Origin of the sequence: Intrasporangium sp., assembly GCF_051961875.1 — a bacterium.
In the GTDB taxonomy this organism is placed as follows: Bacteria; Actinomycetota; Actinomycetes; order Actinomycetales; family Dermatophilaceae; genus Intrasporangium_A.
Genome location: NZ_JBQCCV010000213.1, coordinates 1 through 21,614 on the forward strand (window position 1 = coordinate 1; position 21,614 = coordinate 21,614).

Annotated in this window: 22 protein-coding genes and 1 tRNA gene; 7 read left to right on the plus strand and 16 right to left on the minus strand. The window is 71.8% G+C overall.

All coding sequences use genetic code 11. The features are described from left to right. On the minus strand, window positions 1-984 hold a 984-nt coding region (locus ACTHJJ_RS12485; protein WP_440303262.1), incomplete at its 3' end, for a bifunctional UDP-N-acetylglucosamine diphosphorylase/glucosamine-1-phosphate N-acetyltransferase GlmU. 212 nt (window positions 985-1,196) lie between these two features. Further along, window positions 1,197-1,278 (minus strand) — tRNA-Gln (locus tag ACTHJJ_RS12490). Between the two features lie 125 nt (window positions 1,279-1,403). Here ACTHJJ_RS12490 and ACTHJJ_RS12495 point away from each other — a divergent pair. After that, entirely contained in the window at window positions 1,404-2,012 is a 609-nt protein-coding gene (locus tag ACTHJJ_RS12495) for a TetR/AcrR family transcriptional regulator (protein WP_440303283.1), read from the plus strand. A gap of 1 nt (window position 2,013) precedes the next feature. On the opposite strand, the gene ACTHJJ_RS12500 is transcribed toward ACTHJJ_RS12495, so the two are convergent. Together ACTHJJ_RS12500 and ACTHJJ_RS12505 are read right to left on the minus strand one after the other, a co-directional pair. After that, window positions 2,014-3,846 carry a sigma-70 family RNA polymerase sigma factor gene (locus ACTHJJ_RS12500; protein ID WP_440303263.1) on the minus strand — a complete coding sequence of 611 codons (1,833 nt, stop codon included), beginning with the start codon at window positions 3,844-3,846 and terminating at the stop codon, window positions 2,014-2,016. 299 nt (window positions 3,847-4,145) lie between these two features. Beyond that, window positions 4,146-4,967: a methyltransferase domain-containing protein gene (locus ACTHJJ_RS12505; RefSeq protein WP_440303264.1), complete on the minus strand. Its 822-nt coding sequence runs from the start codon at window positions 4,965-4,967 to the stop codon at window positions 4,146-4,148. Window positions 4,968-5,018: 51 nt separating this feature from the next. Here ACTHJJ_RS12505 and ACTHJJ_RS12510 point away from each other — a divergent pair, with 51 nt between their 5' ends. Further along, entirely contained in the window at window positions 5,019-5,525 is a 507-nt protein-coding gene (locus ACTHJJ_RS12510; RefSeq protein WP_440303265.1) for a MarR family winged helix-turn-helix transcriptional regulator, read from the plus strand. Between the two features lie 133 nt (window positions 5,526-5,658). Here ACTHJJ_RS12510 and ACTHJJ_RS12515 read toward each other — a convergent pair whose 3' ends face one another. From ACTHJJ_RS12515 to metG, 7 genes are all read right to left on the minus strand, one after another. After that, complete coding sequence (locus ACTHJJ_RS12515) at window positions 5,659-6,021, minus strand: VOC family protein (protein ID WP_440303266.1); 363 nt, start codon at window positions 6,019-6,021, stop codon at window positions 5,659-5,661. Between the two features lie 39 nt (window positions 6,022-6,060). Further along, window positions 6,061-7,899: an ABC-F family ATP-binding cassette domain-containing protein gene (locus ACTHJJ_RS12520; RefSeq protein ID WP_440303267.1), complete on the minus strand. Its 1,839-nt coding sequence runs from the start codon at window positions 7,897-7,899 to the stop codon at window positions 6,061-6,063. A 141-nt stretch (window positions 7,900-8,040) separates the two neighbouring features. Beyond that, a complete protein-coding gene (locus tag ACTHJJ_RS12525) occupies window positions 8,041-8,979 on the minus strand; it encodes a 4-(cytidine 5'-diphospho)-2-C-methyl-D-erythritol kinase (protein WP_440303268.1) in 939 nt (312 codons plus the stop codon). A gap of 4 nt (window positions 8,980-8,983) precedes the next feature. Then, window positions 8,984-9,871, minus strand: a complete 888-nt coding sequence (rsmA, locus tag ACTHJJ_RS12530; protein ID WP_440303269.1) for a 16S rRNA (adenine(1518)-N(6)/adenine(1519)-N(6))-dimethyltransferase RsmA — start codon at window positions 9,869-9,871, stop codon at window positions 8,984-8,986. A gap of 119 nt (window positions 9,872-9,990) precedes the next feature. Then, window positions 9,991-11,124 carry a ubiquitin-like domain-containing protein gene (locus ACTHJJ_RS12535; protein ID WP_440303270.1) on the minus strand — a complete coding sequence of 378 codons (1,134 nt, stop codon included), beginning with the start codon at window positions 11,122-11,124 and terminating at the stop codon, window positions 9,991-9,993. Between the two features lie 207 nt (window positions 11,125-11,331). Beyond that, window positions 11,332-12,189 (minus strand): TatD family hydrolase, encoded by an 858-nt coding sequence (locus tag ACTHJJ_RS12540; protein WP_440303271.1) that lies wholly within the window; start codon window positions 12,187-12,189, stop codon window positions 11,332-11,334. After that, window positions 12,186-14,018: a methionine--tRNA ligase gene (metG, locus tag ACTHJJ_RS12545; RefSeq protein ID WP_440303272.1), complete on the minus strand. Its 1,833-nt coding sequence runs from the start codon at window positions 14,016-14,018 to the stop codon at window positions 12,186-12,188. The genes ACTHJJ_RS12540 and metG overlap by 4 nt, the downstream gene beginning before the upstream one ends. A 202-nt stretch (window positions 14,019-14,220) precedes the next feature. Here metG and ACTHJJ_RS12550 point away from each other — a divergent pair, with 202 nt between their 5' ends. Together ACTHJJ_RS12550 and ACTHJJ_RS12555 are read left to right on the plus strand one after the other, a co-directional pair. Then, window positions 14,221-15,021, plus strand: coding sequence for a hypothetical protein (locus ACTHJJ_RS12550; protein WP_440303273.1), 801 nt, complete (start codon window positions 14,221-14,223; stop codon window positions 15,019-15,021). Beyond that, window positions 15,018-15,494: a LemA family protein gene (locus ACTHJJ_RS12555; RefSeq protein WP_440303274.1), complete on the plus strand. Its 477-nt coding sequence runs from the start codon at window positions 15,018-15,020 to the stop codon at window positions 15,492-15,494. The genes ACTHJJ_RS12550 and ACTHJJ_RS12555 overlap by 4 nt, the downstream gene beginning before the upstream one ends. On the opposite strand, the gene ACTHJJ_RS12560 is transcribed toward ACTHJJ_RS12555, so the two are convergent. The 4 genes from ACTHJJ_RS12560 to ACTHJJ_RS12575 all read right to left on the minus strand — a co-directional run bounded on the left by ACTHJJ_RS12560 (window position 15,463) and on the right by ACTHJJ_RS12575 (window position 18,624). After that, window positions 15,463-16,212, minus strand: a complete 750-nt coding sequence (locus tag ACTHJJ_RS12560; protein WP_440303275.1) for a YwaF family protein — start codon at window positions 16,210-16,212, stop codon at window positions 15,463-15,465. The genes ACTHJJ_RS12555 and ACTHJJ_RS12560 overlap by 32 nt on opposite strands. Before the next feature lie 33 nt (window positions 16,213-16,245). Then, on the minus strand, window positions 16,246-16,665 hold the full coding sequence (locus ACTHJJ_RS12565; RefSeq protein ID WP_440303276.1) for an OsmC family peroxiredoxin: 420 nt from the start codon (window positions 16,663-16,665) through the stop codon (window positions 16,246-16,248). Between the two features lie 54 nt (window positions 16,666-16,719). Then, window positions 16,720-17,568 carry a 16S rRNA (cytidine(1402)-2'-O)-methyltransferase gene (rsmI, locus tag ACTHJJ_RS12570; protein ID WP_440303277.1) on the minus strand — a complete coding sequence of 283 codons (849 nt, stop codon included), beginning with the start codon at window positions 17,566-17,568 and terminating at the stop codon, window positions 16,720-16,722. A 78-nt stretch (window positions 17,569-17,646) separates the two neighbouring features. Continuing rightward, window positions 17,647-18,624: a helix-turn-helix transcriptional regulator gene (locus tag ACTHJJ_RS12575; protein ID WP_440303278.1), complete on the minus strand. Its 978-nt coding sequence runs from the start codon at window positions 18,622-18,624 to the stop codon at window positions 17,647-17,649. A gap of 62 nt (window positions 18,625-18,686) precedes the next feature. Between ACTHJJ_RS12575 and ACTHJJ_RS12580 the strand changes: the two genes are divergently transcribed. Further along, window positions 18,687-19,271 (plus strand): DinB family protein, encoded by a 585-nt coding sequence (locus tag ACTHJJ_RS12580; protein ID WP_440303279.1) that lies wholly within the window; start codon window positions 18,687-18,689, stop codon window positions 19,269-19,271. Window positions 19,272-19,455: 184 nt separating this feature from the next. Next, window positions 19,456-20,058 (plus strand): DinB family protein, encoded by a 603-nt coding sequence (locus tag ACTHJJ_RS12585; protein ID WP_440303280.1) that lies wholly within the window; start codon window positions 19,456-19,458, stop codon window positions 20,056-20,058. A gap of 48 nt (window positions 20,059-20,106) precedes the next feature. Here ACTHJJ_RS12585 and ACTHJJ_RS12590 read toward each other — a convergent pair whose 3' ends face one another. After that, window positions 20,107-20,838 carry a dienelactone hydrolase family protein gene (locus ACTHJJ_RS12590; protein ID WP_440303281.1) on the minus strand — a complete coding sequence of 244 codons (732 nt, stop codon included), beginning with the start codon at window positions 20,836-20,838 and terminating at the stop codon, window positions 20,107-20,109. 24 nt (window positions 20,839-20,862) lie between these two features. On the opposite strand from ACTHJJ_RS12590, the gene ACTHJJ_RS12595 reads away from it, so the two are divergent. Continuing rightward, on the plus strand, window positions 20,863-21,614 hold a 752-nt coding region (locus ACTHJJ_RS12595; RefSeq protein ID WP_440303282.1), incomplete at its 3' end, for a CPBP family intramembrane glutamic endopeptidase.

Genomic DNA, 21,614 nt, shown 5'->3' on the forward strand with positions numbered 1-21,614 from the left:
GCCGATCTCGGCGAGCTCCGCCTGCGTCCGGACGACGCTCGCGCCGTCCGCGACCTCGGTGTCCTTGAGGGTCGTGTCGGGCCCGATCGTGCACTCGGCACCGATCGTCGTCGCTCCGAGCAGCTGGGTGTTCGGCTGGACGACCGTGTCCCGCCCGATCGTGACGTCCGTGTCGATCCAGGTCGTCGCCGGGTCGATGACGATGGCCCCGTCACGCATGGCCTGCTCGACGATGCGGCGGTTGAGCTCGACCCCGAGCCGAGCGAGCTGGACCTTGTCATTGACGCCCTCGGTCTGCCAGAGGTCCTCGACGAGGTATGGCGTCACCCGCAGGCCGCGCCCGCGCGCGATCCCGACGACGTCGGTGAGGTACTTCTCGCCCTGGGCGTTGTCGGTGCCGACCTGCGTCAGCGCCTCCCGGAGGACAGCAACGTCGAAGGCGTAGATGCCGGAGTTGACCTCGCGGATCGCGCGCTGCTCCGGCGTGGCGTCCTTCTGTTCGACGATGCCCGCGACGCCTCCCTCGAGGTCGCGCAAGACCCGCCCGTAGCCGGTCGGGTCTTCGAGGGTGGCCGTGATGAGGGTCACCGCGCTGCGCGACTGCTCGTGGTCCGCGAGCAGGTCCTGCAGGGTCCCTGCGGTGAGGAGCGGGACGTCGCCGTACGTCACGAGGACGGTCCCGGTGAGGCCCTCGGGAAGCGCGAGGAGTGCGCACTCGACCGCCCGGCCTGTGCCCGGCGTCTCGTCCTGCTCGACGATCGTCGCGTCGGGGTCGACCTGCTGGACGTGGGCCTCGACGCGGTCGCGCTGGTGGCGGATGACGACCGCGAGGTGCTCCGGCTCGGTCCCGCGAGCCGCGCTGATCGCGTGAGCCACGAGGCTGCGGCCGCCGATCGTGTGAAGCACTTTGGGGGTCTTGGACTTCATGCGTGTGCCCTCGCCTGCGGCGAGGACGATCACGGCGGCAGGCCGTAGATCGCTCACGGGTCGCTGCTCCTCCTGGGTTGGTGACGCCGCTCAGCGGGGTGGGGCCCCCGGCGCCGGAGCCATGCTACTAGCGCCCAGCGAGAGCCCGACACCGAGCGAGCTCGCGGCCGCCTCACCGATGGAGGGCCGAATCGCCGCGATCGAGAGGGCACTCCCGGCGATCGAGCGTGCCGCATTCCCGATCGAGCGTGCGCTCTCGATCGGGAGGATGGCTCCCCGGGTAGGAATCGAACCTACGTCGCTAATCCTGATTCAAAGTCAGGCGGGCCCTGCCAGCAGACCAACCGGGGAACGCCCGGCCAGGCCGGACGTGCCACAGGGTAGTGCAGCGGCGGAGCCTGACCGGAACCAGCGACCGGCACAATGAGCGCGTGAGCTCCGACCGACCTCGACCCGACCGCGGCCGGCGCGCCCGCATGACCGGGCCCCAGCGCCGCGAGCAGCTCGTCGACGTCGGCCGGGCCCTCTTCGCCGACAAGGGGTTCGAGGCGACGACCGTCGAGGAGGTCGCGTCCCGAGCGAAGGTCTCCAAGCCCGTCGTGTACGAGCACTTCGGCGGCAAGGAGGGCCTGTATGCCGTCGTCGTCGACCGCGAGATCCAGTCCCTCCTCGGGCGGATCACCACCGCCCTCGACGAGGGCACGAGCGCCCGCAACCTGCTGGAGCGGGCGACGATGGCGTTGCTCGACTACATCGAGAGCAGCACCGAGGGCTTCCGGATCCTCGTGCGCGACTCCCCGCCCGGCCAGTCGACCGGCTCGTTCGCGAGCCTCCTCGGCGACGTCGCGGCGCACGTCGAGCACCTTCTCGCGGTCGAGTTCAAGGCCCGCGGGCTAGACCCGAAGTCGGCGCCGATCCACGCCCACATGCTCGTCGGGATGGTCGCCCTGACCGGGCAGTGGTGGCTCGAGCGGCGCAAGTACAAGAAGACGGAGGTCGCGGCGCATCTCGTCAACCTGGCCTGGAATGGCCTGGCCGGTCTCGACCCGAAGCCGACCCTCGAGACCCTTTCCGGCCAGGGATGAGTCAGCGGCCCACGGGGAGGACGACCGTGAGGCCGAGGATCCCCGGGAAGCCGACGACGATCGGCTCGGCGCGGGACACGCCTCGCTGGGCCGCCTTGAACTGGCCACCGCTCTTGACCGTGCAGCTGAGCGTCGCGGTCCCGCTACCGTCACACTGCCAGGCGCGGTTCTCCGCGGTCAGGGTGCCGACTCCGAATCGGCTGGTCAGCGTGACACGCAGCCCGGGCGTTGCGGCGGGGATCTGCACCCACGCCTCCCCGTCTGCGCTCACGCGACCCAGCACCGTGAGCTGCCGAGCCGGCGCTGGTGTCGGGCTCGTCGGCGGGGTGCTCGGCGGCGGGCTCGTGGATGACGGGGTGCCCGGCTGGGATGGCGCGGAGGGCGGGCTGCTCGGCCGCGAGGTGGGCGGCGAGGACGAAGCAGACGTCGGTCCTCCCGTCGGGGTGGTGGGGCCCGAGCCGCCGGCTGGACTCGCTGGTGGCGCTGCCGCGGTCCAGGTCGAACCGGGCGTTCCAGTACCGGACGTCGGCGCGACCCCCGCAGAGCCTGTGCTCGTGCCCGTGCCGGCACCACTCGGAGCGGAACCGCCGCCCGCGCCCGGAGCCGACGGAGTGCCTGCCCCAGCTCCGCCGCCGGCCGAGGGCGAGAGCCCGGGCGACCCCGAGACGGACGCGCCTCGTGGCGTCCCGGGGACCGCCCGGGTGGCAGGTCCACCCTTGGTGGGGGCGGCCCCCGCGCTGCCGCTGCCCTGGGTCGGGGTGCCGACGACGTCGCTGGCGACAGTGGCAGGAGCGTGTGCCGCGCCGGGAGACGCCCCGACGACGCCGGCGCCGATGACGATTGCGGCGGCCACGGACGAGGCAACCGCCGCGACCTGCTGCCCCACGACGACCACCTGGCTCGCTGACGACCCGGCCGCGGAGGAGCCCTCCGGTCTGATCGCTGACCACCCCGCCGGGTCGGCCGACGCGCCTGAGGCGCCGGCGACCCCACCGACGCTGAGCCCGGCCAGTGCCCCGGCCGAGACGAAGCCCGGCGTCGAGACACCGGCGAGCAGGATGAGCGGCACGAGCAGCGCCGGGAAGCCCGCGTTGATCTCGGTCAGCTCGGCGGCCACCGTCGCGGCGTGCGGACACTGCTCCAGGTGCTGGCGGACCCGCTGGCCCTGCCGCTTCGGCAGTCGGCCCCGCACGTGGGCGCCCAGGTGGTTCATCGTCCAGCGGCACTCGTCGCTGTCGGCAGACGCAGCCCGTCGGCTCGCGTGGGCGTCGAGGTAATGCGCCCGCAACGCCTCACGCGCGCGGACCGCGCTGGCCGACACCGCATTGGCGGTCATGCCCAGCACCGGGGCGAGGGTCCGTGGCGCCTCCCCCTCCACGGTGGTGTGCCAGAGGACGCGCTGGTCCCGCTCGGACAGGCCGGCGAACGCCTCGCGCACCAGGTCCGCGTCGATCCCGTCGCCCGGGAAGTCCTCGAGCACCGGGTCGGTCAGCGCCTCGAGATCGTCGCTTTCGGCAGGCACGACGCGCAGGTCCCGCCGGGCATTGTCGACCGCGACCGTCCGCACGGCCGAGAGGAAGTAGGACCGGAAGTGTTCCTCGGGCCCCTTCCCATCCTGGATCAGCGACAAGACCCTGGCGCTCGCCTCGGCCACGATGTCCTCCGCTGACGAACGACCCCGGTATCGGGAGGCCACGGCATAGGCCGCTGGGAGGTGCCGCCGCCACAGCTCGCCGAAGGCCTCGGCCGACCCCGAACGCGCCTCCCCGAGCAGCTCGAGGTCTGCGGCGGACGACCAGGAATCGCTCGACCACAGGGTCACGTCGACCGACACGCGCGCATCCCTCCGGCAGGCAACCAGCGGTAAGTAGAGGTCACCAGTGTGCCAAGGGTGGCGCGGCAGAGTCGACATTTGGGCATTTCGCCCACAATTACGGCTCGGTCTTCCGAGTGGTCCCCTCCACGAAACCACCCGGAAGACCGAGTCTCGGGACGGCCACGGGCTTGTCGCGAGCCCGCTGGTGCCCCTCCCCTGACGATGGGGGCGACCGTGTCCGTCACTGTGTATGACGGGCCCGCCGACGGATCATGACGGGCTTTTTGGGACTTTCGGGAAAATTCTTGTCGGCCGCCTCAGCGCGAGACTTTTCGGGCCACGGCGAAGATCCGTGAGAACGGGAAGAGCACGCCGAACGGCCGGCGCGGATAGGCGCGCTCCAGCTCAGCGGCATACGCGTCGAGGAAGGCGTCCCGCTCAGGGCCCTCCTCGAGGACACCGAGCACGGGGCGCAGTCCCGTCCCCTTGACCCACTCCAGCACCGGGTGCGGGTCACCCTCCGCTGAGGGCAGCACCTGCTGGTAGGTCGTCTCCCACACGTCGACGTCGGGAGTGAGGCCGAGGAGGAGCGCGGCATAGGTCTCGGGGAGGGCGACGGCGGCCGCCCGGTCGAGCCCAGGCCGCAGCTCGTCCGCCCGCGGCTGGCGGGCCGCGACCTCACGCATGAGCCGGTGTGAGGGCGCGCCGAAGTTCGACGGCACCTGCAGCGCGAAGGTCCCACCGGGTGCGAGGGCTGCCACCCACTCCGGCACGAGGCGCAGGTGCGACGGGACCCACTGGAGGGTGGCGTTCGTGACGAGCACGTCGACGGCTTCGCCGCACGAGCCCGGGTCCCACTCCTCGGCGCTCGCCTCGACCCACTCGACCCGCCCCTCCGAGTCCAGCGACCGCGCCCTCGTGAGCATCTCCGGCGAGCTGTCGATGCCGATCACCCGCGCCTCCGGCCACCGGTCGGCCAACGTCAGCGTCTGATCGCCCGGCCCGCAGCCGAGGTCGACGACGACCTGCGGGTCTGCGGCCGTGACCCGGGCGAGCAGGTCCCGCATGGGTCGGCCGCGGTGGTCGGAGAACTGCTGGTACTGCTCCGGGCTCCACCGGGCATCGGCGCTCTGCGACATGTCGGTCCTTTCTTTCGATGTCAAGACTCTTGACGGCACTAGAGTGGGTTCATGAGCCGCGAGCGCGACGACGTCGACGAGATCCTCGCCGCCTGGCGCCGCGAGCGCCCCGACCTCGACGTCTCACCACTCGAGGTCCTCTCCCGGGTCTCACGGCTGGCCCGCCGGCTCGACCTGGCCCGGGGCTCGGCCTTCTCCGAGCAGGGCCTCGAGGGATGGGCGTTCGACGTCCTGTCGGCGCTGCGACGCGCTGGCGACCCGTACGAGCTCTCCCCGGGACAGCTCGTCCAGCAGACCCTTGTCACGAGCGGCACGATGACGAACCGGGTCGACCGGCTCGAGCGACGCGGCCTCGTCGAGCGCCGCCCCGACCCGGGCGACCGGCGCGGCGTGCACGTCCGGCTCACCGACACGGGCCGCGAGGTCGTCGACCGGGCGATGGCCGAGCTCATCACCCAGGAGAAGTCGATGCTGAGCCACCTCTCCACCACTGACCAGCGGCTGCTCGCCGGGCTGCTACGGCGCATGCTCGCCCCGCTCGAGGCCCGCGACGCCTGACCCGTCGGCGGCCCGGCCTGCTCGAGCCGGGTTGGGCGCTTCCCTCCCCCGCACCACCCCGAGAACCGGCCAGGGTCGACGGTGGCAACCGCCGAAGTTCCCTGCTGCTCGGTGCGTCGGGGCCGGGCCATGCTCAGCGCGCGGCCTGCTGGAACTCGAGTCGGTTGCCGACCGGGTCGCTCGTGTGGAACCGGCGCAGCCCGGGGATCCTGTCGTCCCACGTCACGCTCACCCCGGCCGCCTCCACGGCGCCCGCCAGCGACTCGACGTCGGCGACCGCGAGGCCCGGGTGCGCCTTGCGCGCCGGCCGGAAGTCGTCCTCGATCCCGACGTGGATCTCGGCGCCGCCGGCCCGGAACCACGCTCCGCCGCGGGCCCGGAGCAGCTCGGGCTTGTCGACCTCGGTCATCCCGAGCACCCCGACGTAAAACTCGCGCATCCGGTCCTCGCAGCCCGCCGGACCGGAGACCTGGACGTGGTGCAGAAACATCTCCATGGCTCAAAAGTATCTTGATATCAAGATACTTTCAAGGGTTCAGCCGACGACCTCCGCCGCCTCGAGCCACTCCGCCTCGAGCTGGTCCCGCTCGGCGACGACGTCCTGCAGCCGCGCGCTGAGGTCGGCCAGCGCCTCGGGGTCCGTCGCCTTCTGGGCCATGTCCGCGTGCAGCCGCTCCTCCCGCTCCGACAGCCGGCTCAGCTGCTTCTCGATCCGCGCCATCACCTTGCGCGCCTCCCGCTGCTCGGCCGCGCTGGCCGCCCCGGCCGCACCGACCGAAGACGGTATGCCGTTCGCCTGGCCGACAGGCATACGCTCGATCGCGCTGGTGGCCGCGTGGCGAAGGCGCAGGTACTCGTCGACCCCGCCGGGCAGGTCGCGCAGCTTGCCGTCGCCGAGGAGCGCCAGCTCGTGGTCGCAGACCCGCTCGAGCAGGTAGCGGTCGTGGCTGACGACGACGAGGGTGCCGGCCCAGCCGTCGAGGACGTCCTCCAGCGAGGTGAGGGTCTCGATGTCGAGGTCGTTGGTGGGCTCGTCGAGGATGAGGACGTTCGGCTCGGCGAGGAGCAGCCGCGTCAGCTGCAGGCGGCGACGCTCCCCACCGGAGAGGTCGCCGACGCGGGCCTGCTGCCGGCCGCCGGGGAAGCCGAGGCGGGTGGCCAGCTGCGAGGCGCTGATCTCCTTGCCGCCCAGGGTGGTCCACTGACGGACGTCCTCGATCGCCTCGATCACCCGCCAGTCGGTGAAGCGCTCGAGCTCGCGGACCTCCTGGGTCAGGTGGGCGATCTGCACCGTCTTGCCGACCTTGCGCCGGCCGCTCTGCAATGGTTGCTCGCCGGTCAGGGCACGCAGCAGGGTCGACTTGCCGGCGCCGTTGACGCCGACGAGCCCGACCCGCTCTCCGGGGGCCAGGCGCCAGGTGACCCGGTCGAGGATCGTGCGCTGCTCCGGCGGCTCGCCGAGCACCACCGTCGCGTCCTCGAGGTCGATGACGTCCTTGCCGAGCCGGGTCGTCGCGAAAGCAGTCAGCTCCACGGTGTTGCGTGGCGCCGGCTCGTCCGCGATGAGGACGTTCGCCGCCTCGATCCGGAACTTCGGCTTGCTCGTGCGGGCCGGGGCTCCCCGACGCAGCCAGGCGAGCTCCTTGCGCATCAGGTTGGCGCGCCGGTCGGCGACGACACCGGCCATCCGGTCACGCTCGGCCTTCGCCAGGACGTATGCCGCGTAGCCACCCTCGAAGACGTTGACGTGGCCCCCCTCGACCTCCCAGGTCAGGCTGGCGTACGCGTCGAGGAACCACCGGTCGTGGGTGATGGCAACGGTTGCGTTGCCGGGGCGGGGCCGCTGCGTCGTCAGGTGGTCGGCGAGCCAGGCGACCCCTTCGACGTCGAGTTGGTTGGTCGGCTCGTCGAGTAGCAGCAGCTCCGGGTCCTCGACGAGCAGGCGGGCGAGGGCGACGCGTCGCCGCTCACCACCGGACTTCGGTCCGATGACGCTGTCGAGACCGCCGATGCCCTGGCCCTCGACACCGCCGAGCAGGCCCGCCAGGATGTCGCGGATGCGGGGGTCCCCGGCCCAGACGTGCTCCGGGCGGTCGCCGAGGACCGCCTCGCGGACGGTCCAGGTCGGGTCCAGGGCGTCGTCCTGGGCGAGCATGCCGACCCGGATGCCGCCCTCGCCGCCCTGCTTGGCGACGCGCCCTTCGTCAGCCTCCTGCAGCCCCGCCATGACCCGGAGCAGGGTCGACTTGCCGCCGCCGTTGACGCCGACGATGCCGATCCGGTCGCCCGTGAGGACGCCGATGCTGACCTCGTCGAGCACATGGGTCGTGCCGAAGACGAGGGAAACCTTGTCGAGGGTGATGAGGTTCGCCATGCGGTGGGGTGTCAGTCCTGGGTGGAGGTATTGGGGTGGTCGTTTCGCTGATCGAATTACCTCGAACCCGGGAGAGTTGGGGGCGCTCCTCCGCTGGTTCGAGGTATTGGGGTGGGTGGTCGTCTCGGCTGCCGCGCTACCTCATACCGGCGTGCGCGGGGCCGGGACGACGTGGGCGCCGTGCACGGGGCCCCTCGCGCGGCGGATGTCGCGGCAGAGAGCCGCGGCCGACAGCGAGACGGACAGGTCGAGCGCCGCCTCGTGGCTGGCCGTGAGGAAGGCGACGGTCGGCCCCGACCCGGACACGATGGCCCCGAGCGCCCCGAAGTCGATGCCCGCCTCGCACAGCTCGCGCAGCTCCGGCCGGAGAGAGAACGCCGCCTCCTCGAGGTCGTTGGCGAGCGCTGAGCCGAGCGCCTCCGGGTCTCCCCGACGCAGCGCCGCCATGAGCCGGGCGCTCACCCGGGGCTCTGGCACCGCGGAGCCGGCGCGGAGCCGGTCGAGCTCCGAATAGACCTCGGGCGTCGACAGGCCGGTGCCGCTGACCGCGAAGACCCAGTTGAAGCTGCCCCGGGCGAGGACCGGCGTCAGCTGCTCTCCGCGACCCGATCCCATGAGGTTGCCGCCCGTCAGCGGGAAGGGGACGTCGCTGCCAAGCTCGGCGGCCAGCTCGCTCAGCTCGTCGCGCTCGAGGGCGAGCCCCCACAGCTGGTCACAGGCGAGGAGCGTCGCGGCTGCGTCCGCGGAGCCACCCGCCATACCTCCGGCGACGGGAATGTCCTTGTCGATGCGGATCGTCAGCGCCTCGGCGATGTTGGCCCGCTCGGCGACGAGCTGGGCGGCGCGGACAGCGATGTTGTCGGCGCCGGTCGGGATGAGGTCGGCGTAGTGCCCGGCCGCCACGACCTGCCACTCGTCGGACCGGGACACGCTCACCTCATCGTGGAGGGAGACGGCCTGGAAGACGGTGGCGAGGCCGTGGTAGCCGTCGGGGCGGCGTGGCCCGACGCGCAGCTCGAGGTTGACCTTGGCGGGCGCGCGCACGGTCACGACCTCGGGGAGCGTCGAGACGGTCGTCATGCCGTTACCTTATGCGCGCCTCGGGAGTCACCGCCGAGGCATGGGCCTCGGCGATGCGGGCGAAGGCGCTGATGTCGAGCTGCTCGCCGCGCGCCTTGGGGTCCACACCGGCCGCGACGAGGGCCGCCTCGGCCGCCTCGGCGGAGCCGGCCCACGGGGCGAGGGCCTTGCGCAGCGACTTGCGCCGCTGAAGGAAGGCCGCGTCGATGCATCGGAAGACCTCCTCGCGGGAGGCGCTCGTCGCCGGCGGCTCGTGCCGGACGAGGGAGACGAGGCCGGAGTCGACGTTCGGCGCCGGCCAGAACACGTTGCGCCCGATCCGCCCGGCCAGCTCGACGTCGGCGTACCACGCGGCCTTGAGGCTCGGCACCCCGTAGATCCGGCTTCCCGGCTTTGCGGCGAGGCGCTCCGCGACCTCGAGCTGGACCATGACGAGGACCCGCTCGATGCTCGGGAAGTGCGCGAGGAAGGACAGCACCACCGGCACGGAGATGTTGTAGGGCAGGTTCGCCACGAGGGCCGTCGGCTTCGGCTTGGGCAGCGACGTGACGGTCAGCGCGTCGGCCGCGACGAGGCGCAGCCGGTCGAGGTGCTGGGGCTGCAGCTGGGCGACGGTTCCCTCGAGCGCCTCGGCGAGGCGCGGGTCGACCTCGATGGCGGTGACGTGCCGGACGACGGGCAGCAGTGCGAGCGTCAGGGAGCCGAGCCCGGGGCCGATCTCGACGACGACGTCATCGGGTCCGACGCCGGCGACGCGGACGATCTTGCGGACCGTGTTGGGGTCGACGACGAAGTTCTGACCCCACTGCTTCGTCGGCCGGATCTCGAGCCGAGCCGCCAGCCGTCGGATCTCCGCCGGGCCGAGCAGCGCGGAGTCCGGGGCGGAGGTCATGCCCCCACCCTATTGCCGTCCACGCCCCTCCCCGAACGGCCCGCTCGGGGTCGAGCGGGTCGGTGGACCATCCAGTTCGCCCTCGAACGGTCCGTTCGCGGCAAAGGGAGAGCGGGTGATCAGCCCTTGCAGCCCCACTGGGCCAGGCCGTTGTCCGCGTAGACGCGGTTCGCGACCGTGATCTGCTGCTCGCGGCTGGCGAGGTCGGCGCGGGACGCGAAGTCACCGCCGCCGTAGGCGCTCCAGGTGCCCGTCGAGAACTGCAGGCCGCCGTAGTAGCCGTTGCCGGTGTTGATGTGCCAGTTGCCGCCGGACTCGCAGGCGGCCACACGGTCCCACATCGCGGCCCGGGACAGGTCGAGGCCGCCGCCGGAGCTCGACCCGCCCGAGCTCGGCGTCGCGGCCGTCGACGGGGCCGGGCGCGACTTGGTCCCGATGAGCAGGATTCGGTTGACGGCGGACCTCGTGATCGCGGATGAGACCTCCTTCGTCGAGGTCACCTTGCCGTCGACGAGGGTCTGCTCGACCGTAAGGGTCCGCTCCCCTGCGCGGCCCGCGGTCTTGACCTTCGTCTGGTCGGTGAAGAGGTCGTTCGTCTCGGTGCGGATCGTCTTGTAGGCGACCGGCTCGGTCGTCGTCGTCCGCTTGGTCGTGACGCGCTTGACGACGATCTTGGCGCCGTTCGTGAGGACGGTGGCCACCGCGGGAGCCACCTGGTCCTTCTCGCCGAGTGCGACCCCGAGCTGGGCGAGGGCGTCGGAGACGGTCGCGGCCGTGACCGTGCGTTTCGTCGTCCTGCCGTCCGCGACGACGGTGACGTCCTTCGGCGTCGTGATCGACAGGGCGAGTCCATCTCGGCCGATGCTCTGCGACCGCGAGACGGACAGCTTGGCGCCCGGCGAGCGGACGCCGAGCGCCTCGAGCACGCCGTCGACCGTCGTCTCGGTGGTCTGGATCTGCTGGGTGCGGCCGTCGATCGTGATGGTGACCGGCCGGGAGTAGCTCACGTTGACGACGTCGCCGTCGTGCAGCTGAGCGCCCTCGGCCGGCGAGACGACGTCGGCGCTCGCGAGGGTGATGCCCTCCGAGTCGAGCAGGTCGCCGACAGTGCTGCCGAAGACGTGGGCCGGGGCGGCCTTGCCGTCGATCGTGAGGGTGACGGACTTGTCGAGCTGCGCCGCACCGACCCCACCGGCGGTGAGGAGGACGGCGGCGCCAGCGGCCGCGATGACCTGCGTCTTGCGTGAGATCAAAACTCTCCGAACGTCGTGCTCCCCAGCTGCGCACGCGCTCTCGGGTCACCGCTCGGAGGCCCCCCGGCAGCGTTGCCGGCGACCCTCGATGAGCGGCCGATGCGGGGTGGGCAACCGGCCAACGGTCATCCAGAGAAGCAGGCCATTCGTCAAATGGTCAAGTTCCGGTAACGACGGAACCCGCCCGGTCGACCGCGTCGAACCGCCTCAGCTCCAGGGGCCGTAGACCCGTTCGGAGTTGTCCGAGACGGCGCTGCAGAGCCGCGGTACGTCGACCCCGAGGACACCAGCCATGGCGCGAATCGTCAACGGCACCAAGTAACTTGCGTTCGTCGCGCCGCGATGCGGCATGGGCGTGAGGTACGGCGCGTCGGTCTCGACGAGGACCTGCTCGAGGGGCGTGACGCTGAGGGCGTCCCGCAGACCGCGGGCGTTCTTGAATGTGACGGTTCCCGCAAAGGAGAGGTAGTAGCCCCTAGCGACGCACTCCCGCGCCATCTCGAGGTCTCCGGAGAAGCAGTGGAGCACGGTCCGGTCCGGCGCGCCCTCCTCGGCGAGGATCCGCAGGACGTCCTCGTGCGCGTCCCGGTCGTGGATCTGCAGCGCCTTGCCGGTGCGCTTCGCGAGGTCGATGTGCCAGCGGAACCCGTCCTGCTGGACGGCCCGCCCCTCCGGCCCGGTCCAGTAGTAGTCGAGGCCCGTCTCCCCGATGGCGCGGATCCGGGGATGCGCCGCGTGCCGCTCCATCGTCTCGTACGCCGCTGCCAGCCTCCCAGCGTCCGCGAGCTTCGGGACTTCGTTGGGGTGCAAGGCGATTGCCCCGAGGATCTCCGGGAACCGGTCGACGACGTCCATCGTGAACTCGATCCCGTCGAGGTCGCAGCCGACCTGGACGAGCCTGGTCACGCCGACCGACTTCGCCTGGGTCAGGGCGTCCTCGACGGGGAACGGGGCGTCGCCCTCCCGGGTGATGTCGAGGTGGGCATGGTTGTCGACGACGTCGATGGGCAGGGGCTCGGGGGGATCCGGCAGCCCCCGGCGCCCCGAGGAGGACTGTGAGCTCACGCCTCCTCGCCTGTGGAGTCCTCGCCCGCGGAGTCCTCGCGGCGCATCCGCTCGATCTCCTCCTGGACGACCGACGGGTCGAACTTGGTGAAGACCGGCGTCGGCTTGGCGATGGGGGTCCCCACGACGACCGGACGGGACTCCCACGCGGGGGTGCCGGAGTAGTCACCGGTGATGACGGGGTAGGGCTTGCCGTTGTCGAGGTCGGTCACCTCGTCGAGCCGCGGCATCGGGGTGAAGTCCCCCTCACCGCCCATGACGCGGTGGACGCGGTTCGCCCCGTGCGGCAGGAACGGCGCCGTCATCGTGTTGAGGTCGGTGACCGCCTGGGCGAGGACGTGCAGCACCGTGCCGAGCCGCTCACGCTCGTCCTCCCCCTTGAGCTTGAAGGGCTCCGTGTCGGCGACGTACTTGTTCGCCTCGCCGACGATCCGCATGACCTCGCCGATGCCCTGCTTGAACCGCTGCCGCTCGATGAGGCGGCCGACCGTCTCGAAGCCGCCGCGCACGCTCGCGAGGAGGGCCTCGTCGACCGGCTCGAACGGGCCGGCCGGCGGGATCTCGCCGAAGCTCTTCGCGATCATCGACGCCGTCCGGTTGACCAGGTTGCCCCAGCCCGCGACGAGCTCCGAGTTGTTGCGCTGCACGAACTCGGCCCACGTGAAGTCGCTGTCCTGGTTCTCGGGCCCGGCGGCGCAGATGAAGTAGCGCAGCGGGTCGGCGCCATACCGGTCGAGCACGTCACGGACGTAGATGACGTGGCCGCGCGATGTCGAGAACTGCTTGCCCTCCATCGTCATGAACTCCGACGCGACGACCTCGGTCGGCAGGTTCAGCACGCCGTACTCCCCCGGCTCGCCGCCCTTGGCCCCGCGACCGGCATACGCGAGCAGCTCGGCCGGCCAGATCTGCGCGTGGAAGGTGATGTTGTCCTTGCCCTGGAAGTAGTACGACACCGCCTCCGGGTCGTTCCACCACTCCCGCCACCGCTCCGGGTCGCCGATCCGTCGGGCCCACTCGATCGAGGCCGAGAGGTAGCCGACGACCGCGTCGAACCAGACGTAGAACCGCTTGTGCGGCTGGTCGCGCCACCCCTCGATCGGCACCGGGATGCCCCAGTCGAGGTCACGCGTCATGGCGCGCGGCCGGACGTCCTCGAGGAGGTTCTTCGCGAACTTGATGACGTTGGGCCGCCAGGTCCCCGACGCCTCGCGGTCGTCGAGCCACTCGCGGAGCGCGTCGGCGAGCGCCGGCAGGTCGAGGAAGAAGTGCTGCGTCTCGACGAACTCGGGCGTCTCGCCGTTGATCTTGCTCCGTGGGTCGATCAGGTCGGTCGGGTCGAGCTGGTTGCCGCAGTTGTCGCACTGGTCGCCGCGCGCCTCGGGGAAGCCGCAGATCGGGCACGTCCCCTCGATGTAGCGGTCCGGCAGGGTGCGGCCCGTCGACGGGCTGATCGCGCCGCGGGTCGTCTCCTCGACCATGTAGCCGTTGCGCCAGTCGCCCGTGAACAGCTCCTGCGCGACCGCGTAGTGGTTGGCCGTCGTCGTGCGGGTGAACAGGTCGTAGGACAGGCCGAGGTCGGTCAGGTCGGTCGCGATGACGCGGTTGTACTTGTCGGCGAGCTCCATCGGCGTGAGGCCCTCCTTGTCCGCGAGGACGAGGATCGGGGTGCCGTGCTCGTCGGTGCCGGACACCATGAGCACGTCGTGGCCCGCCATCCGCATGTACCGACTGAAGACGTCGGAGGGCACGCCGAATCCGGCCACGTGGCCGATGTGGCGCGGGCCGTTGGTGTACGGCCAGGCGACAGCAGACAGGACTTTGCTCATGGCCCCCGATCCTAGGGCCGCACCGGCGGTCGGCTCATTCGCGTTCCGGGCGGCGAGCGCAGGTCACGTCACCGTCCCCGGCGGGCGCAGCGGCATACGGGTGGGTATGCCGCGCAGCTCCCACCCGCGGGAACCCGTGGCCCCTATCCTCACGTCCATGGGGAGCGCCGGATGGACCGGCGCCCGAACCGGGGGTGCCAGCATGAATCCGCTCGAGCAGTTCGACCCGGGCGGCACCGGCTTCGGCCCGGTCGTCCTCCTCTTCCCGGTCCTGCTCGTCGGCGTGGTGGTCGTGGGCGTCCTCGTCTATCGGGCCAACCAGCGCCGGATCGCCGCGCTGCAGGAGCTCGTCGCGAGCAACGGCTGGACGTGGCTGGGGGACGACAACCGGTGGGTCGACGCCTGGCGCGTGACACCGTTCGGCCGCGGCGACGGCCGCCGGGTCAAGGAGTGTGTGGCCGGCGAGTACCGGCAGGTGCCGTTCCTGTCCTTCACCTACGAGTACTACACCGAGAGCACGACCCGTGACGCCAACGGCAACACCCAGACGACCCGGCACTGGCACCACTTCGACGTGGCCGTGCTGCGGATCGGGGCGCCGATCCCCGACCTGCACCTGTCACCCGAGGGGGTCATGTCGCGGCTCGTCGACGGGCTCACCCGGCGGGACATCGACCTGGAGAGCGACGCGTTCAACCGGGCCTTCCGGCTGCACTGCGCCGACCGGAAGTTCGCCATGGACGTGTTCAGCGCACGCACGATGGAGTACGTCCTGTCGCGGCATCCGGTCTCCTTCGACTTCACCGGCGGCGACGCCCTCATGTGGCGCGACCGCCGCCGGAGCAGCGAGCCGCAGGTCTGGGGTCCGGGAGACCCGACGCTGCCGGTCGAGCAGGGCACCGAGCCGTTCGACGTCATGCTCACCGTCCTGACCGGCATCCCGGACTTCGTCTGGCAGGACCGCGGCGGCAAACCGCTCGTGCTCTCCCGGGGGATGCGGTGAGCGAGTCCCTCGCCGTGGTCCTCGCCGCTGCCGGGGGCTCACTCGTCGTGCTCGTGCTGTTCTGGTTCACGACCCACAACCGGCTCGTGCACCTGCGGCAGCACATCTCCGAGTCCCAGCGCGACGTCGACGTCGAGCTGAAGCGGCGCCACGACCTGGTGCCCCGTCTGGTCGAGGTGGTGCGGGCCGCGGCCGGGCACGAGCGGGCCCTCATCGCCACCCTGAGGGCCGAGCAGGTGCCCCTCTCGGGACCCCTGGCGCTCGTGGCCGAGCGGTCACCGCAGCTGCGCACCGCCGACAACTTCCTGGCACTCCAGCATCAGCTGGCGGAGACCGAGGACCGGCTCGCCGCGGCCCGCCGCATCCACGCCTCCAATGTCGAGCGCTACAACGAGCGCGTGCAGCGGGTGCCGACCAGCTTGGTCGCCCGGGCCGGCGGCTTCACCCCGGCCGCGTACGCCGACCTGGGCTGACGTCGGGGCTCAGCGCAGCGCCGTACCGCTCAGGCCCCTGCGGAGGCTCGAGCCGGCGGGACCGACGGAACGGCGCGTCCAGCAGCACGAGCATGACCAGCGCGACGCCTGACGCACTGACGATGTACCAGGGCCAGGGGCCGAGCACGGAGAGCAGCGAGGCGCTCCGGGGAGGCGCCGCGAGGAACATGTAGTTCGCGCCGGTCAGCCAGTCGAATGCGCCGAGGAACCCGGCATAGGCGACCGTGATCGTGAACACGCGCGTCACGGAGCCAGGCCGCGGGACGATCCGCAGCCCGACGACGAGGTAGCAGGCCGCGACCACGATGCCGACGTGACCGACCACGAACTCGAAGAACTCGAGGTGCGGGAAGCCGACAGCGAGGTCCGGCGTGAGGACCGCCTGGAGGGTGCCGGTGAGCCCCCAGAAGTAGGTGAGCTCGACGAGCAGCGCCTGCCCCGGGAACCAGCACGCCGCCGCCGCGACGACGAGCGCGACGTCGCACAGGGCCAGCGGCAGGGAGTCCTCGACGGACCAGCCGCCCTCGACCATGGGCCGCGCCACGAACACGATGGCGTCCGCGGCGAGGGTCGCCGCGATCGCGCGCCCGGCCCACCGGACCCATGGCCCGGGGCGACGCCGGCACGCCAGGCCCAGCGCGACGGTGATGGCCGCGCCGGCCGCGACCGCGACCCAGTAGGCGAGCGGGGTGCTCACGCCCCCATCATCACCCCGCCCGCTCCGGGCGACTCAGCTCTGGACCTCCAGCTTGATCGGGACGGCCTTGAGCGCCTTGCTGACCGGGCACTGCTCCTTGGCGCCCTCCGCCGTCTTCTTGAAGTCGTCGGCGCTCATGCCGGGGACGTTTCCCTTGACCGTCAAGGTGATTCCCGTGATGCTCGGCGGCGCGAAGTCGACGGACGCGGTCGTGTCGAGAGTCTCGGCGGGGTGGCCGGCCTGGGCGAGCATGTTGGACAGCTGCATCGCGTAGCAGGTCGCGTGCGCCGCGGCGATGAGCTCCTCGGGGCTCGTCTTGCCACCCGCCTGCTCTGCCCGTGCAACCCAGCTGACGTCGAACTGGCCGGCTCCGGACGTCTCGAGCTTCGCCGTGCCGCTGCCTTCGAAGAGGGTGCCTTCCCAGTGGGCGGACGCCGTGCGGGTGGTTGCCATCGTCACTCCTCGGTTCGTCGAACGACCGGCCGGAGCGGCCGGCCGCTTCCACCCTTACCCCACCTCGGTCGGTCTCACAAGGGCGGCGTCGTAGAGCGCCTTCTTCGACAGCCCGGTCCGAGCGGCCACGTCCGCGCAGACGTCCTTGAGCCGCTCCCCCGCCGCAACACGCTGCCGTATGCCGGGCAGTTGGCTCTCGAGGTCAGGCGCCACGGGTGTCGCGCCGGCGACGACGACCGTGATCTCGCCCCTGACCCCCTCGGCCGCCCACGGCACGAGCTCGGCAAGCGGGCCGCGGCGGACCTCCTCGTAGGTCTTCGTCAGCTCGCGGCAGACGGCGGCGGCCCGGTCGGCCCCGAAGGCGTCGCGCATCGCCGCCAGCGTCTCGGCCAGCCGGTGCGGCGCCTCGAAGAAGACCAGCGTGCGGCGCTCGTCGGCCAGCTCGGCGAGAGCCCGGCCGCGCTCGCCGGCCTTGCGGGGCAGGAAGCCCTCGAAGCAGAAGCGGTCGACCGGCAGCCCCGAGACGGCGAGCGCCATGAGCACGGCGCTCGGGCCGGGGACGCAGGTGACCCGGAGGTCGTGCTCGATCGCCGAGGCGACGAGGCGGTAGCCGGGGTCGGACACCGACGGCATACCGGCGTCGGTCACGACGACCACCCGATCGCCGGCCAGCAGCCGGTCCACGAGCTCCGGCGTGCGGGATGCCTCGTTGTGCTCGTGGTAGCTCAGCACGGTCCCGGTCGGCGTGACGCCGAGGTCAGCGAGCAGCCGCTTGAGGCGCCGGGTGTCCTCGGCGGCGATGACATCGGCGCTGGCCAGCTCGTCGCCCAGCCGCGGCGCCGCGTCCCGGGGGTCGCCGATGGGGGTGGCCGCCAGGACGAGGACTCCGCTCATGCCCGACATCCTCCCCTGTCCCCGCCCGAGAGCACATTCCCCCACCCTCGATAGCACCGTCCGCGTGCACTTCTCCCGATCGAGAGCTCAGCCCTCGGGTCCGGCTGCAGCGGAGGCGGCCCGGGTCAGGCGGGCGGCCATCCCGCGCATGACGTCGAGCAGCTCGGGCGGGTCGAGGACCTCGATGTCCCATGGCAGCGCACCGAGGTGCAGGGCCATCCACCGCAGGTCACTCCCACCCGCCTCCAAGATGGCGTGCCGCGGGCCGTCGGCGGCCACCGTCCCGACGGACGCGGGCACGACGCGCTCCACCGCATCCTTGGGCGCGGCGATCCGCACGCGCGCCACGTGGTCGTATGGCGCCTGGCTGATGGCTCGCCGCACGTACTCGGCGGCGTCCGGCGCCTCTCGCGGCCGGAAGCGCCAACCGCGCGACTCGACCTCTTCCATCCGGTCCAGCCGGAAGGTGCGCCAGTCGTCCCGGTCGAGGTCGAAGGCGAGCAGGTACCAGCGCCGCCCGGTCGCCACGAGACGGTAGGGCTCGACGCGACGCTCGCTGGGGCCGCGAGGAGCGTTGTAGGAGAAGGTGATCCGCTCGTTGCCTCGGATGGCGCGGGCGATGGTGAGCAGTGTCGTGCCGTCGACGCTGGGCGTGGGACCGTCAAGGGTCACGGTCGAGCGGTGGATCGCCTCGACCTGCGAGCGCAGGCGGGCGGGCAGGACCTGGTCGAGCTTGGCGAGGGTGCGGACCGCGGCCTCGCCCAGTCCGACCACCGTCCCACCGGCCGCGAGGCGCAGACACACCGCGACGGCGACCGCCTCGTCGTCGTCGAGCAGGAGCGGTGGAAGGCGCCGGCCGGTCCCGAGCTGGTAGCCGCCTCCCGCACCGTGCTCCGCGCGCACGGGATAGCCGAGCTCCCGGAGCCGCTCGACATCGCGCCGCACGCTCCGGGTCGTCACCCCGAGCCGCTCGGCGAGCTCGGTCCCGCTCCACGTGGGCCGGGACTGCAGGAGGTCGAGCAGGCGCAGGATCCGCGCCGTGGGCCCGAGGGTGGGTGCCGCCATGGGTACCAGCATGCCGCACGCTGCGGACCGTTCCTGTCCTATATGGGTGCCACGCTGGTCCCATGACGACGACAGACACGGTCACGTGCGCGACGACCATCCGCGAGACGTTGCTCGAGCAGCTCGACTGGCACTGGACGCAGCAGCTCCGGCCCCGGTTCGACGGCCTCACCGACGACGAGTACTTCTGGGAGCCCGCACCCGGATGCTGGAACGTCCACCCGCGGGGACAGGGCAGGACCGAGCTCCAGGGCGGTTCGGGCGAGTTCACGGTCGACTTCGCCCACCCCGCGCCGACGCCCACACCGGTGACGACCATCGCGTGGCGGCTCGCCCACCTCGTCGTGGGTGTCCTCGGCGCCCGGGTGCACGGCCACTTCGGTGGCCCGGAGGTCGACTACCTCGGCTTCGACTACGCCGGGACAGCGGACGGCGCGCTCAGCCAGCTCGACGAGATGTATGCCGCCTGGCTCGCCGGGGTGCGCACCTGGAGCGACGAGGACCTCCTCGAGCCGTCCGGCCCGGCGGAGGGACCGTGGCACGAGATCCCCCGGGCCGGCCTCGTCCTGCACATCAACCGCGAGGTCATCCACCACGGCGCCGAGGTCGCCCTCCTCCGCGACCTCTGGGGGCACCGCACCGACTGACAGCCAGTGCACCCTCGATCCGGAGAACTGCACTCTCGATCCAGAAAAGTGCACTCTCGATCCGGAAAAGTGCACTCTCGATCGATGAAGAGATCGAGCGTGCAGTAGTTCCGATCGAGCGAGCAGTTGTTCCGATCGACAGCCCGACAGAAACATCGAGAAACCCACCGAAGGAGAGCCCACCATGCCCGGAAGCGTCCGACCCGTCATCGATGAGCGCGACGGCCTCATCACCTACCTCGACCAGCAGCGCGACGCCTTCGCCTCCGCCGCCTACGGCCTGACCGAGGAGCAGATCCGGCTCGCCCCGACCGCCGGCAGCCTGACGATGGGCGGCCTGCTCAAGCACGTCGCGACGTGCGAGCAGAGCTGGGTCGAGCGGATCGAGGCCGCCCCCAACCCACCCAGCCCGGACGCCCGCTCCGTGGAAGCCCGCGCCGCGGCATACGGGAGCGACTTCCTCGTCACGGACGACGACACCCTCGACGGCCTGCTCGCCCAGCTTGCAGCCGTCGGTGACCGGACCCGCGAGATCCTCCGCACGGCCGACCTCGACGCGCCGGTGCCGGTCCCCCGCGACGCGCCCTGGTTCCCGAAGGACCTCGAGGCTTGGTCCGTCCGGTGGGTCGTGCTGCACCTCATCGAGGAGCTGGCCCGGCACGCCGGCCACGCCGACATCGTCCGAGAGTCGATCGACGGAGCGACGATGTACGAGCTGGTGGCGGGGCGCGAGGGGTGGCCCGAGACACCTTGGCTCAAGCCGTGGCGTCCAGGCGTGAATGCCTGACGAGCTAGGGCGGAGATCGCACGCGATCGTCGCGATCGGGCTCTCGAGTCAGGGCGACAGCCGGTCGGTGAGGAACTCGCGCACGGCTGCGACGGCCGCCGGGTGACGCTCGGCAGTGAGCGTCGCGTGCCCGCGGCCGTCGAGCTCGACGGCGATGAAGCCGTCACCGAGCAGGTCGCGCAACGTCTCGAACCGCGTCCCCGTGGACCAGTCGGACCGGTAACGCACCCCCAGCACCGGACAGCCGGACGCGACCCGCTCGGCGACGCGCTCCACGTCGGCCGGCGCGAGCCCCAGGTCCGCGGTCCGCCGCGCACCGAGCGGCAACGGGGTCGCGGGCTGCGCGAGCACGGGCGCGACGACCACCGGATCGACCATCATCGCGAGGGCGAACCCACCGGTGACGCACATCCCGACGACGCCGACGCCCGGGCCGCCTGCCGCCTCGTGCAACGACCGCGCCAGGCTGCGCAGCCACCCCGCGAGCGGGCTCGTGCGCCGGGTCGCGAGCAGCGCGAACTCCCGCGAGACGCAGAGCCGCGCGACGACCGCAGCCGCCTCCCCCGGGCGCGGCGCGACGCCGGCCGAGCCGAACAGGTGCGGCAGCGCGACGCTGAAGCCCGCGTCGACGAGCTCGTCCCCGAACGCGACGACCTCGGGCGTCAGCCCCGGGCTCTCATGGATGACGACGACGCCGGGCCCCGCGCCCCGGCGGTAGACGTCGAACGCCCGCCCCTCCGACACGTGGCGCCCCCGGTCCCAGACCGAGAGTGCCGACATGTCCCGCAGCCTAGAGTGAACTGCATGTCGTATGCCGCAGAGCTGGGCTCGCCTGTCCGTGACCCGGCCGCTGTGGCGGGCACCGAGCGGCGCGGCATCCTGCGCGAGACCATCATCGTCCTCGGTCTCAGCCTCGGCGCCTCGGCGATCTGGTCGGTCCTGCAGATCATCGACAAGCTGACGCGCAACGTCCCGCTCCGGGCGCAGACCACGACGATGAACTCGTCGGTCACCCCCGACCGTCCGTGGCTCGACCTGACCTACCAGCTCGTCGGCATCGCCCTCGCGCTCGTCCCGGTCCTGCTCGCCGTCTATCTCCTCGGCCGGGTCCTCCGCCCCGCCCCCGGCGTCCGCCCGACCCGGTTCCTCGGCCTCGACCGGACCCGCCCCGGCAAGGACCTCGCCTGGGGCCTCGGCCTCGCCGCCGTCATCGGCATCCCGGGGCTCGGCCTCTACCTGCTCGCCCGGCAGCTCGGCGTCAACACGAACGTCGCCGCCGCCAACCTCGCGGCGGTCTGGTGGTCTGGGCCGGTGCTGGCCCTCGCCGCCATCCAGAACGCCCTCCTCGAGGAGGTCGTCATGGTCGGCTACCTCTTCACCCGCTGGCGCCAGATCGGCTGGTCCTGGCCGGCGGTCCTGATCGGGTCGGCGGTGATCCGGGGCAGCTACCACCTCTACCAGGGGTTCGGCGGCTTCATCGGCAACATCGCGATGGGCCTGATCCTCGGGTTCTTCTTCCTCCGCAAGCGCCGGGTCATGCCCCTCGTCGTGTGCCA

Bases quoted from the DNA above. Each gene is read 5' to 3' on its own strand.
- ACTHJJ_RS12515 (WP_440303266.1), bottom strand. From the start codon at position 6,021: ATGGAGATGTTTCTGCACCACGTCCAGGTCTCCGGTCCGGCGGGCTGC.
- ACTHJJ_RS12550 (WP_440303273.1), top strand. From the start codon at position 14,221: ATGAATCCGCTCGAGCAGTTCGACCCGGGCGGCACCGGCTTCGGCCCG.
- rsmA (WP_440303269.1), bottom strand. From the start codon at position 9,871: ATGACCTCCGCCCCGGACTCCGCGCTGCTCGGCCCGGCGGAGATCCGA.
- ACTHJJ_RS12565 (WP_440303276.1), bottom strand. From the start codon at position 16,665: ATGGCAACCACCCGCACGGCGTCCGCCCACTGGGAAGGCACCCTCTTC.
- ACTHJJ_RS12510 (WP_440303265.1), top strand. From the start codon at position 5,019: ATGAGCCGCGAGCGCGACGACGTCGACGAGATCCTCGCCGCCTGGCGC.
- metG (WP_440303272.1), bottom strand. From the start codon at position 14,018: ATGAGCAAAGTCCTGTCTGCTGTCGCCTGGCCGTACACCAACGGCCCG.
- ACTHJJ_RS12495 (WP_440303283.1), top strand. From the start codon at position 1,404: ATGACCGGGCCCCAGCGCCGCGAGCAGCTCGTCGACGTCGGCCGGGCC.
- ACTHJJ_RS12575 (WP_440303278.1), bottom strand. From the start codon at position 18,624: ATGGCGGCACCCACCCTCGGGCCCACGGCGCGGATCCTGCGCCTGCTC.
- rsmI (WP_440303277.1), bottom strand. From the start codon at position 17,568: ATGTCGGGCATGAGCGGAGTCCTCGTCCTGGCGGCCACCCCCATCGGC.
- ACTHJJ_RS12525 (WP_440303268.1), bottom strand. From the start codon at position 8,979: ATGACGACCGTCTCGACGCTCCCCGAGGTCGTGACCGTGCGCGCGCCC.
- ACTHJJ_RS12585 (WP_440303280.1), top strand. From the start codon at position 19,456: ATGCCCGGAAGCGTCCGACCCGTCATCGATGAGCGCGACGGCCTCATC.
- ACTHJJ_RS12590 (WP_440303281.1), bottom strand. From the start codon at position 20,838: ATGTCGGCACTCTCGGTCTGGGACCGGGGGCGCCACGTGTCGGAGGGG.
- ACTHJJ_RS12505 (WP_440303264.1), bottom strand. From the start codon at position 4,967: ATGTCGCAGAGCGCCGATGCCCGGTGGAGCCCGGAGCAGTACCAGCAG.
- ACTHJJ_RS12520 (WP_440303267.1), bottom strand. From the start codon at position 7,899: ATGGCGAACCTCATCACCCTCGACAAGGTTTCCCTCGTCTTCGGCACG.
- ACTHJJ_RS12580 (WP_440303279.1), top strand. From the start codon at position 18,687: ATGACGACGACAGACACGGTCACGTGCGCGACGACCATCCGCGAGACG.